The organism is Sphingomonas pollutisoli, assembly GCF_029167165.1.
GTDB lineage: Bacteria > Pseudomonadota > Alphaproteobacteria > Sphingomonadales > Sphingomonadaceae > Sphingomonas > Sphingomonas pollutisoli.
This window is the reverse complement of sequence record NZ_JARFNJ010000015.1, coordinates 11,821-23,311: the sequence shown is the minus strand read 5'-3', so window position 1 is coordinate 23,311 and position 11,491 is coordinate 11,821. Positions and strand designations below refer to the sequence as shown.

The 11,491-nt window shown below is 57.2% G+C and carries 12 protein-coding genes and 2 pseudogenes; 7 read left to right on the top strand and 7 right to left on the bottom strand.

The window, feature by feature from the left end; translation table 11 throughout:
- The first annotated feature begins 115 nt into the window (after positions 1-115).
- The gene (locus PX554_RS22775; RefSeq protein ID WP_275504636.1) at positions 116-442 is read left to right on the top strand and encodes a conjugal transfer protein TraD; all 327 of its coding nucleotides are present in this window, start codon (positions 116-118) and stop codon (positions 440-442) included.
- Positions 443-458: 16 nt separating this feature from the next.
- Complete coding sequence (locus PX554_RS22770) at positions 459-701, top strand: conjugal transfer protein TraD (protein WP_275504681.1); 243 nt, start codon at positions 459-461, stop codon at positions 699-701.
- A 48-nt stretch (positions 702-749) separates the two neighbouring features.
- On the opposite strand, the pseudogene PX554_RS22765 reads toward PX554_RS22770, so the two are convergent.
- Positions 750-1,011 (bottom strand): annotated as a pseudogene (locus PX554_RS22765) (nucleotidyltransferase); the annotation flags it as partial.
- Positions 1,012-1,133: 122 nt separating this feature from the next.
- Positions 1,134-1,703, bottom strand: a complete 570-nt coding sequence (locus tag PX554_RS22760) for a hypothetical protein (protein WP_275504635.1) — start codon at positions 1,701-1,703, stop codon at positions 1,134-1,136.
- 388 nt (positions 1,704-2,091) lie between these two features.
- On the opposite strand from PX554_RS22760, the gene PX554_RS22755 reads away from it, so the two are divergent.
- The 3 genes and pseudogenes from PX554_RS22755 to PX554_RS22745 all read left to right on the top strand — a co-directional run.
- Complete coding sequence (locus PX554_RS22755; protein ID WP_275504634.1) at positions 2,092-2,223, top strand: hypothetical protein; 132 nt, start codon at positions 2,092-2,094, stop codon at positions 2,221-2,223.
- 196 nt (positions 2,224-2,419) lie between these two features.
- Entirely contained in the window at positions 2,420-3,418 is a 999-nt protein-coding gene (galE, locus tag PX554_RS22750; RefSeq protein WP_275504633.1) for a UDP-glucose 4-epimerase GalE, read from the top strand.
- 6 nt (positions 3,419-3,424) lie between these two features.
- Positions 3,425-3,534 (top strand): annotated as a pseudogene (locus PX554_RS22745) (IS66 family transposase); the annotation flags it as partial.
- 99 nt (positions 3,535-3,633) lie between these two features.
- On the opposite strand, the gene PX554_RS22740 reads toward PX554_RS22745, so the two are convergent.
- From PX554_RS22740 to PX554_RS22720, 5 genes are all read right to left on the bottom strand, one after another.
- A complete protein-coding gene (locus PX554_RS22740; protein WP_275504632.1) occupies positions 3,634-5,034 on the bottom strand; it encodes an O-antigen ligase family protein in 1,401 nt (466 codons plus the stop codon).
- Positions 5,035-5,141: 107 nt separating this feature from the next.
- Positions 5,142-5,495, bottom strand: coding sequence for a hypothetical protein (locus PX554_RS22735; protein ID WP_275504631.1), 354 nt, complete (start codon positions 5,493-5,495; stop codon positions 5,142-5,144).
- Entirely contained in the window at positions 5,492-6,175 is a 684-nt protein-coding gene (locus PX554_RS22730; RefSeq protein ID WP_275504630.1) for a ParA family protein, read from the bottom strand. The genes PX554_RS22735 and PX554_RS22730 overlap by 4 nt, the downstream gene beginning before the upstream one ends.
- A 287-nt stretch (positions 6,176-6,462) precedes the next feature.
- Complete coding sequence (locus tag PX554_RS22725; RefSeq protein ID WP_275504629.1) at positions 6,463-7,281, bottom strand: helix-turn-helix domain-containing protein; 819 nt, start codon at positions 7,279-7,281, stop codon at positions 6,463-6,465.
- Between the two features lie 408 nt (positions 7,282-7,689).
- On the bottom strand, positions 7,690-8,604 hold the full coding sequence (locus PX554_RS22720) for a replication initiator protein A (RefSeq protein ID WP_275504628.1): 915 nt from the start codon (positions 8,602-8,604) through the stop codon (positions 7,690-7,692).
- 905 nt (positions 8,605-9,509) lie between these two features.
- Between PX554_RS22720 and PX554_RS22710 the strand changes: the two genes are divergently transcribed.
- Both PX554_RS22710 and PX554_RS22705 read left to right on the top strand, forming a co-directional pair.
- Positions 9,510-10,391: a glycosyltransferase family 2 protein gene (locus PX554_RS22710; protein ID WP_275504627.1), complete on the top strand. Its 882-nt coding sequence runs from the start codon at positions 9,510-9,512 to the stop codon at positions 10,389-10,391.
- Entirely contained in the window at positions 10,369-11,379 is a 1,011-nt protein-coding gene (locus PX554_RS22705) for a UDP-glucuronic acid decarboxylase family protein (protein ID WP_275504626.1), read from the top strand. Before PX554_RS22710 ends, PX554_RS22705 begins: the two co-directional genes overlap by 23 nt.
- Positions 11,380-11,491: the final 112 nt, after the last annotated feature.

Genomic DNA, 11,491 nt, shown 5'->3' with positions numbered 1-11,491 from the left:
CGCACTCATGATCTGCTTCGCATCTCTTGATTGACTTGGGTGCGTTCCTCGATGTGGGTTGCCCTGCCGTGTCCATTTGCTAGGCTGTGGCGATCGAGACGAAAATGGAGGCACCATGCGCAAGGTGCGGGACTATGACGCGGAGCTGAAAGCGCTTGAGGAGAAGGCGCGTGGTCTGAAGGCACGCCGGGTCGAACAACTCGGCCAACTCGTCACAGCTACGGGTGCGGACGCGCTGGATGTAGAAATGCTTGCCGGCGTGCTGCTCGATGCCGTCGCCTCGCAGAACGCGGAAACGAAGGAGGCGTGGCGCGCGAAAGGCTCCGCCTTCTTTCAACGGCGCGGCCGGAAAGGCGGGCGGACTTCTAGCGGCAACGATGACGGCACAGGTACGCAACCGGGCGCTGATCTTGCGTCTGGAAGCGGCGCAGCGCCGGACTGATACAAGGGGCTGGGTCCTGCAACGGCGCGAACGTACCCGTCAGCTGATCGAGCTGGGCGGCCTCGTCCGGAAGTCTGGCCTGGTTGATCTGACCGACGACGATCGCGCGACGATTTACGGCGCGCTACTGGAGTTGGTCGGCCGCGCCCGTGGGGACAATGCCGGCGACACGCTCGCGCTCTGGAAAAGACGTGGCAAACGCGCCTTCGACGCCGAAGCGAGCAATGCCACCCCTGCTCCTTCGCATCGCCCAGCATGAAACCAAGTGTCACGATATCTGCGCTCGGCCGCATGATCGAAAATGAGATCAGGCCGCCGCAGTACGTTTCAGCGCGGCGATACGGTCGATGCAGATCACTTCGACGATACGACCGGCGCCTCAAGCCGTTCGCCGAACCACGCCAATTCGGCGTCGCTGACCCGGTAATGTTTCGAATAGCGCGCTTTCACATGAGCTTCTCGAACTGCGCACGATCAGCGCTTGCCTCGCCCGGCCAGACCTCAATCAGACGCGGATCAATGCGCTCGGCCTGCGTGCGCGGGAAACCGAAGTTGTGAACGTGTGGGGTTTATACCGAGCGTCATACTTTGCCACGTGGCCGAGAAAGGCCCAGGATATCCGCAGTTTTTGAGGCAATCGGCTCGGCATAGTTTTACCGTTCTTCCCCGCGCGAAGCATCGGAAGAGGACGTCATGATATCCGCATTCGGCGACGCGATCGACCGTGTCCTGTGACATGGGCCACATGGTCCATGAGCGCGCGCACCAGCGAACGAACCTGGTCGGGTGTGAAGCCGCCATCCTTTGGGCGCGGGCGGTCGACCAGATGACGATGATTCCATTTCCAATAGGGTGAAAGCACCGTCGCCAATCGTGCGGTCTCGGCGCACTCGTAGCCGAAGCCGCTGGCATTGGCATAGGCGAGCGATCTGTCGATGTGGAGGCTGACATAACGAGCGCACCACGTGTCGGGAAAGCCAACGTCGAGCAGATGGGACGACAAGGCAAGTTGGGCGACGATGCCGGTAGCGTAGAGAAAGTCGGGCCAGTCGCCCGGCGCTCCAAGCGCAAGGGGCAGCATAAACTCTTCCGCACGCCGATAGCGCTCGCGGCTCAGGTTCCGTCCTTCGCGTGTTCGCTGAAGCTGGACTGGCTGAGCACCATAAGTTCTCCACAACGCTGCCAGCGTCGCGTTGCGGGAACCGGCAGCCGGCCTGACGGGCAGGCAGCGTTGCGTCGAGACAGGGACAAGGTTGTCCATTGGTACCTCCGGTCCGCATCGGGGCGGTTGCGCGGAAGGGACGAGACCGATGCGAAATAGTCCCGAGCTCCCGCACGCTGGGCGCGGGAGCCGCCGGAGCTGGTAACATGTCTGCGACATGCGCCGCCGCCTTTAACCCGAAGGTCTGGACATGCGCGGCGACACCCCGGAAACCGAGGTGTCCGAGTTGCTTCGCAGACGGGATTACCAGTCCCGGCGCTGCCCTTTGCACAGCGCCTCGAATAAATAGCAGAGGCGAGTCCTCACGCCAAGCTACAGTGCGTAGAGGAAAGTGAGCAGTCGGTCCCCCGGCTGGTATTGCCCGCCCTTCTGTCCGTTAAGCGGCTTAACCTTGGCCAGTGCGGGTTTCTTTCAAGGCGAGGTGAGCGTGCAATTAGACCTGCGTGGCCTCACGCCGGAGCCACAACGCGATCACCGAAATATCGACGCCCGCCTGGAGGAGTTCCATCGCGGCAGTGTGCCGCAGGACATTGGTGGCGACCCGCTCGCTGCGAAGTGACGGACAAGCCTATGTCGCGGCCGCGAAATGCCTGCGCAGCAAGAGCTGCACCGCATCGGCGCTAAGGTCGCCGCCATCGAGATTGGGGAACCAAGACATAGTTACTTGCAGCCTTGATTAGCGCTGGAAAGATTGGCGCAGCACTATGCCGGTGCTAACCGCATCTATGGGTGCGGTGCAGCATAGGGGGGATTCGATGATCGACGGCGCAGTGCTGGTGACGGGCGGAGCGGGCTATATCGGCAGCCATGCGGTGCTGGCGTTGCTCGATGCGGGTTACCGTGTGGTGGTGGTCGACAATCTCGTGACCGGCTTCGCCTGGGCGGTCGATCCGCGCGCGATGCTGGTCGAAGCGAATATCGAGGACGACGGCGCGGTGCGCGCGGCGATCCGTGATCACGGCGTCAAGGCGATCCTGCACTTCGCTGGATCGGTGGTGGTGCCGGAATCGGTCAGTGATCCGCTCAAATACTACCGCAACAACACCGTCGCGACCCGAGCGCTGCTCGAAAGCGCGGTGGCGTGCGGGGTGCCGCACTTCATCTTCTCCTCGACCGCCGCGACCTATGGCACGCCGGCCCGCATTCCGGTGGTCGAGACCGATCCGACCGTGCCGATCAACCCCTATGGTATGTCCAAGCTGATGACCGAGGCGATGCTGCGCGACGTCGCGGCGGCGCATCCGATCAATTACTGCGCTTTGCGCTATTTCAACGTGGCGGGTGCCGATCCGCAGGGCCGCTCCGGGCAATCGACCGCGGGGGCGACGCATCTCATCAAGGCCGCGGTCGAGGCGGCGACCGGCAAGCGCGCCAGCGTCGGCGTGTTTGGCACCGATTTCGACACGCCCGACGGCACCGGCGTGCGCGACTATATCCATGTCAGCGATCTGGCGGCGGCGCATGTCGCCGCGCTCGATCTGCTCACCGCTGATCCCACCAAGAGTCACACGCTCAACTGCGGTTACGGACGCGGTTTCTCGGTTCTGGAAGTGCTCGACGCGGTCGATCGCGTCACCAACATGCGGATCGAGCGCAAAATCGAAGGCCGCCGAGCCGGCGATCCCGCCGCGCTCGTGGCGGACAATAGCGCGATCCTCAAGGCGCTCGACTGGCGGCCACGGCGCGACGATCTCGATCTGATCGTCCGCGATGCGCTCGCCTGGGAACGGGTGCTGGCAGAGCGCAACACTTAAGGTACGAGGGTGCGTCGAGGCTGGCTTCCAACCGAAGCCCTGTCGCGCAGGTGCTTGTTTCAAAATATTCGGAGCACCTGCCACTGTGTCGGCAGGCCCAGATCTATGCCCGGGAAGCATTCATCTCGCATGCTCTACGCTTACCGATTAGGTTGAACGAGCCGCCTAGTATTTACGACCACAATGCGCAAAACCGCACGGATACAGAAGCGTGATCATCTACGCCGCGATCTGCCCGGGTTGTGCGACGAATTGATACCTGCTCGCACACGCGCACTCCGATTGAGAGTATATGCGGGATCTTCAGTCTTTTTGGCACGACCTGGTAGGTCTGAACGCCCTTCTAGGTTCTCACCTGTCCAGAGCATCCCCAACACTATCAACAGAAACACCTGACCGAGCGTGTCGCGGTCGAACAAGGACGATTCGGTAAAATTGTGCATGAAGCAGAATAGCAACACCGCCGCGACGAGCGCGACGGTCGCATGGGATAAACGTGTTGTGACAAACAGGCGCCGCGCCGGAAACACGAAGGTAGCCATCAGCACCAGAACGAGCCCAGGCAGACCGATCGTAACGAGAAGGTCGAGATAGCCATTATGCCCCTCAGAAACGCTCAGTACCCAGCCTTTTCCAAAGGTTAGCATTGGGCTAGCGTTGCCGATGTTCCAGAACGAACCATAGCCAGCTGAAAATACAGGATTGTTGAGATAATAGCGCATCATTGCCGCCCAAATCTGCGTTCTTCCAGTTAAACCGGAAGGGTCTGCAAGATAATTGAGAAACCAGTCACTTTGTACGCTGAAATGAATAATTGGTACCAAAATGAGCGCGATTGCCAGCATTAAAACGCTTCGACCTATAGCCGACATCGAATGACGATTTCCATACCTTTTTTTAGCATGAGCGATCCCGATTCCAGCGGCTGCCGCGACAAAGACTAGACCCAGCGATGTCTTTGAGGCGCTGAACCAAAGAAACACCGTGGACGAAATGACTACAGCCGCCATAAGTGCATACGGGAGCTTGCGGCGGTCATAGACGAAGAACAAGATGGTGAGCGCGCACAGCAGGCCAGCCTGGTTCTTGTGCCCCATCAGGCCGCGCCATTTTCCGACCAACAACGGATCATCACTCGTCGTATCATGCAAACCTATCGATGGAAACACAATTACCGTCACGAAATTGATGATCAGCATCGCGACAAGCGCCAGACGAACAAACAATAAGGTCCGCTCTATACCCAGTTGTCGAACTATGGCGAACGCTGACCAAATAATTATTGTCGTCAGCACCAGTCGGCGCACGGCTACGCCGGGATCAAGCGCCCATGCAAGGCTAAGCCAGCACCAGGCAAGTGCCAACCAAAAAGGCCATGGTACGACCGCCAGCCTCTCGGGATGTTTTAGCGGCCGCATCGCTATAACAGCAAATGCAAACACCCACGCGTAACCAGCCTGACGCAAAACGTTGCCGGCACCGCTCTCTGTTTCTCCAAGTGTCGTCATTGCAGGGCCGAAAAGCGTCAGTATAAGGAGGCCGACCATCGCAGCCATCGCCAGCCGCAGATGCACAGGTTGAGACATGTCGCTGATACGACGAATTCTATTTGGCATCCCACAATCCCACTAGCGACCTCTCGAGCGTTGATAACCTCACAGGCAATTTCCACAACGATACAGACGCTATCCCGACTAAGCGTTCTTTATCGAAGGAGTGCGGCCTATTTCCGTTCGACGAGTGCCCGAAACTCCTCAAGCGTTTGCCAGTACGAGCGATTGCCGCGCTGATTGGTGTATTCGATGAACCATTCCAGAGTGTCCTGCGGTCCTTTGATGAAAACGCTAATCTGAGGTTGGGTCGCGCGACGGCGCCGACCAGCCGGCTCCCTGGCTGTCGGCTCCGCCGCGCCGCGGTCAATAAACCCGAGCGCAGCGCCCCGCTGGATTGCCGCCTCCTCGCGCGATGGATCCACTGCGACTGGTGCGCGCGCGATACCGCTCAGATCCAGCCTGTCTTCCCCTGCCCCGCCGGCCGGCCCACTCGTGGGCCGCTTACCAAAACCATAACCGCTCATCGACGGATCTCCACTTGCACCGCCGCGACAACAGCGTGGGCGACCTCATAAGCGTTCTTACGAGCTGCAGGCAGGCCTGACGTCGTCGCGTCATCGAGTTCTTCCAACGTTGCGGCAAAATCAAAGATGTCGCGGTAGGCAGCGCGTTCTACCAAACCAACGCCGAGGAGCGGTAATCCGGCCTCGTCGATTGCGGCAACAATCCGTTTGGCCGTTTTGGTTTGCATTGCGGCGTTGTCGCGGCTGCGCACCAGCCGAAATGGAATATCCCGTCCAAGTGCCTCGGCCTCTTCTTGGATGAGCGCAACCGCGTTCGCGGCGAGTTCGGCGTCGATCGGTGAGAGGTTGAACGGGATCAGTACCAGATGCGAGCGCGCAAACGCTCGAGAGGTCATCCGTGAGGCAGTACCCTCAAGGTCGATCAGGACGAAATCGTGAGAAGCAGTGTACTGATCGATGAGCCGAACCAGCTCGGATTCTTTTGGCCCTGCTATGATTTCAAAGGGTGCAGATTTGCCCTGCTCAGCACGTTTGCGACCCCAACTAGCGATAATGGCGTTAGGATCTGCATCGATAACGGCGATCGAACCCCCGCTGCGAGCCAGTTCGCAAGCCAGTACGAAGGCGAGTGTCGTTTTGCCGGCTCCGCCTTTGGGATTTGCGACAGAAATCGCGGGCATGCGGCTCTCCTGGACAAGCTATGCACGGACTATAAACAGGATTGGCCTATTGCAAGGCTTTTAAACGCCTATGGCTAGAATAGCGATATGGATATCCATTGTATATTCTATGGCTTGCCTACAACGTACATTTCCAAGCACCGCGCCGGCGGAGAGTCTAACAGCCCAAGCCGCATGCTCACTCGGGAGCATTCGCGCCGCAACGCGGCGCGTCCCTGACCTTCAGCTGGGCGTTCAATTGTTATGCGTGATCGGAATCAGATCGGGTTCCGCCATCAGGCGAAAACTTATTGGCCGGCTAGGCCAATGCTTTTTGCTATTAGCAAGGAATTCAGATGCGGTTCCGTATCTCTTTGAGACTCACGCTCTCGGCGATCAATCGCCGCGCCCAGTTTAGCGAGCACTTTCCCTAACGATCCGCCCACAAGCGCCTCAGCATGTTCGCGGCACGTCAGTTGCGCCCGCATTGCCGAGACGTCCGCGCTATGATCGGTCGCGTACTGCAGTGCATCGTCCGGGAGGGGGGCAGGGCGCATCCAACGCGGAAGATATTTGACGACACTATCCGGGAGAATTGCGCGATAGGCGTTTGAGGTCTGCTCATAGCGAGGGCCTGGCCCATCGGCTTCGATGCGCTTGAACCGGCGCTGGCGTACAAGCAGGCCGACGCGTTCTAGGATGGTCAGCCCGCGTGCAACGGTAGCCCTGCCTAGGCTGGTAGCCTCAGCAAGATACTCGTAGCTGGGAAATACGCGGCCGCGATTCAATCGCGACAGCGTGAGGATTTCTTCGAACACACGCACGCTCGCGCTGGTGAGCGTGGTCAAGAGGCGTTCGGTTGGCGTGAGCGTGCGATCACCCTGCCGCGCCTCGGACCGCAGTTGGCGGCCAGCATCAAGCAATCGACGCGCGGCACGCAGCAAGCGATCCGTCTCGCCCTTGGCAGGAGGAGAGAAGAAAACGTGTTCGAACGTGCCCGCCTCCACGCTATCGCGCAGCACGCGCGCACCAGTCGGGTGCGTTGCGCCAGATCGCGCCGGAGTAGAGCGCGGTTGCCGGTAGCCGAACGCATCGGCAAGCGCTGTGCTCAAAGTATAAGTTCCCATTCGTCCCTCCGCATGGGAGGGCCGTCACCAGGCAAAAGATCTCCGTGGCGCGAGGCGCGCATCCTTGAAACAGAGCTCGATCTGGCGTAGGGAGGAGGGGTTGTGACCCGGTTCGACGTTTGGCGACGTCGCTCCACACCAAATTGGATGCCCGGCCTTCGTGCCGGGCTTTCTTTTATGTGGTCACAGCCACCCCTTCATCTCGGTCACACCGGCCCTGCGCCGGCTGGGCCTATTGTCGCAGCAATGGGGGAGAGGAGGAAGCGGCTACCGTTCGTGCTTTCGGGTAAGAAAGGCGCAAAAAGTTCGTGCTTTCACGTAGGAATTGCAGTTCGGATTCGTGCTTTCAGGTAACAAAAGCCGTGAAAGTTCGTGCTTTCGGGTAGAAATCCCCCGTTGATACGCGAATCAGCCGGTTTCGTTGGGCAATGCCGGGGTGGGGGCAGGGGCCTCGTCCCGATCGTTTGAAAATGTGGTTATGCGTTTCGTCAGTATCACCGTTCCTCGGCCTGCCTTACGTCCGGCGCCACGGCCACGCGCGTCCACGTCAGGCAAATCCTCGAGCAGCCGGAGGTGATAGCCTGGGATGCTGTCGGCTGCGGCGAGTTGCCGTATGGCAATCCGAAAATTGGATAATTGGTTCTGAAAGCCGATCTGCAAACGAAAGGTGGCCAGGTCAATCTTAAGCGCTTCGCCGTCGGCGCAGGTCGAGCGTGCGACCTCGTAAATACGCCTCTCAATTGGCCCGAGTTGAAAATAGGTCGATGCATAATCAAGAACATCACCATCGCGCAGAATCGCACGAAACAGCCAGTCACAAAGCCGCACCTTGACGGCCTTTAACCGCTTCTCTCCGCTCTTTGTACGTGCATATTGCAGCCGTGCTTCGGACAGCCACGAGAAGAATCCTTCTTCTCCTTCGCCACCGGCTTCAATATTAGTTCTAATCTGCGTGCCCTGCAGCCGCTCGAGCGCATCTGATAGCCGCGCGTAGGAGCGCGCCGAATGGTTTGCGCCCGTGACACTAAACAGATCGTGCGCAGTGAACACGAAATCCTGTCCAACCGACGCACCCGTAGTGATCTTCGACGCCATCAGGCTGGCGATGTAGAGCACGATCTCCTTGTCGTAGATCGTCGCAACCCCGCGCGCGGACGGCCGTACTTCGATCGAAACATCGCTTGTCGCGTAAGCGAGCGGCTTCATCCAAGCGTTCTTACTGAGCGCGAAGAATGGAAAGGCCATCAGCGACCGCTCCCCTCGAATCTCGCCGGTGAGTGGGCTGTCGAGCCGGAACAGCTCGCCTTGAGGAATAGCGGTCATACCAGGCCTATCTCATGCCAAAGGAAGGCGAGCAATTCCTACTCGAAAGCACGAATTCAAGCTGACTCGATCGTACGATGCCTCACCACGTTCATACCGCCCGACGTGTGACGCACAAAGGCGACTATAAGATTGAATGGGAGCCATTTGGCTGGTTTGAGGTTGCGTGTACGCGTGAGGTTTCTTAGGACACGACATATTGCAGGTGCGAAATGCGTGGTCGATTGGGCCGAGATGTGAGTAGCGGGGGAGTTCAGACTTGCCGATTGAAGCACATCATAGCGAGTTACTCGACGCGCATGTGACGCGCCCACAAGAAGGTGGAGCGAGCTTCTCAATCGGCAACCGCATTTACCGCACGGCATGGATAGTGAGCTGGGCCTTGTTGGCGAGTTGGACACCCCCGTCGATGCGAGGCTGGCGACGGTTTCTTCTCAGGTTGTTCGGCGCAAAATTGGCTTCGACCGCAAACATCTATGCTACAGCTCGCATCTGGTCGCCCCGCAATCTCGAAATGGGTCCTTATGCCGCAGTCGGCCCTCGTTCAACTATCTATACAATGGCACCAATTAGCATCGGTGCGTACGCGGTAATATCGCAAGGCGCGCACTTATGCTCAGGCACACACGACGTCGATAGTCCGCACTTCCAGCTCCGCGCGCGACCTATTACGATCGGCAGGCGTGCGTGGATAGCGGCAGAAGCATTTGTCGGTCCAGGCGTCGTGGTCGGCGAGGGTGCCGTGCTCGGTGCACGCGGCTGTGCAATGCGCTCATTAGAGCCTTGGATTATCTACAGCGGCAATCCGGCGACACCTTTACGGGCACGTCGAGGGCGGTTTGAGGAGCAAGCAGCGTGACGCATTGGTCAAACCTGGTACCGCCGTCCGGCAGCGAGAATAGAGCATGAAAAATTTCGACCCTGGTATTTCTATTGTACTCCTGTCGTTCAATTCGGTCGCTACGATCGGACGCACTATCCGTTCAGTGCAGTCGTTGAGTGATGATATCCACGTTGTTGATTCCTATAGTAAAGATGATACGGTAGAATTATGCCGGTCTCTCGGTTGTAATGTTGTACAGCGAGCTTTCTCTAACTACGCCGACCAGCGTAATTGGGCTATAGACAATCTACCGATACGTCACGATTGGCAAATGCACGTAGACGCAGATGAAGAGTTTACGCCTGAGTTGGTATCAGCCATTCGAGCGGCCGATCTTAATAACTCTCCTGCGGACGGGTATATTTTCGGACGAAAAATCGTGTTTTTTGGAAAAGTACTACGCCACGGTGCTATAGGCAGCACTTGGCACTATAGACTGTTTCGTACAGGATACGGGCGCTGTGAAGACCGCCTATACGACCAACATTTCGTCGGTACCGGCCGGACCGTCAAATTACCCGCATTTATGCTCGATCATCAAGACGCAACACTCTCGGAGTGGACAGCGCGCCATAATCGCTGGTCCGACATGGAGGCTGCCGAAGCACTTCGAAGCGCCAGAGCGGAGGAAACCAGTGATGATTTACAACGAGTAGTGAGGCCAAATGCGCGCGGGACAGTTATAGAACGGAAGAGAGCCGTCAAGGCAAAGTACTATAGCTTGCCACTTTTTGCACGTGCCTTTGCATACTTCATCTACAGTTACTTTATAAAGCTTGGCTTCATGGACGGTAGACGCGGATTGATATTTTGCACCTTGCAATCTTTTTGGTTCCGTTTCTTGGTGGACGCAAAGATTTACGAGACACAACTAGCAAAGCATGAAGTTCACGATGCACGATAATATGGGGGAAAAAATGACTAAGCTGACAGGCCGTTACAACATTAAACGAACTTTGGTCACTGGGGGGGCCGGTTTTTTAGGTTCCCACCTTTGCGATGCCTTGATTGAACGCGGTCACGAAGTACTTTGCGTTGATAACCTATTTACCGGTGCGCGCCGTAACATTGAGCATCTTCTCGACCATCCCCGTTTTGAATTCATGCGTCATGACGTGACATTCCCACTCTATGTAGAGGTAGATGAGATTTATAATCTGGCTTGTCCGGCCTCACCTATTCACTATCAGCACGACCCGGTACAAACGACCAAAACTAGCGTCATGGGCGCCATTAACATGCTCGGCCTCGCTAAACGGCTGAAAGTTCCAATTTTTCAAGCGTCCACATCAGAGGTCTACGGCGATCCTAACACACCTCTGCAGCATGAATCCTATTGGGGTAACGTCAATCCTATTGGCATCCGATCATGCTATGACGAGGGAAAACGTGCGGCTGAAACTTTATTTATGGATTATCACAGACAGCATAATTTGGACATAAAGATCGTGCGTATTTTCAATACATACGGTCCAAGAATGCACCCACAAGATGGGCGAGTCGTTTCCAACTTTATTGTGCAAGCACTGCGTAACGAGCCGATCACCATTTACGGCGACGGCATGCAGACGCGATCATTCTGCTTCTACTCTGACCTGATCCGCGGCTTTCTTGCGTTGATGGACTCAGATAAGTCGATCACAGGCCCTTGCAACATTGGCAATCCTAACGAATTTACGATGATAGACTTAGCAAAGTTGGTACTTGAGATAACGGGATCAAGCTCCCCGCTCGTTTTCGGACCATTGCCACAGGATGATCCTAAACAACGACGTCCTGACATAACGATGGCACGCGATAAACTCGGTTGGAACCCAGAGATTCAGCTCGCCGAAGGCTTGGAAAAGACGGTATCTTATTTCGCGGAGTTACTTAAAACGTCTTACTCTTAGAGGTTATATGGCACGTCGTGCTCGATCTACGTTCGGATTCATTAGATCTCGTGCTATCATACGAGGTGATAAACGGCCCGGGGTTGATTCATTTTATTATTGTTCGAAGAGG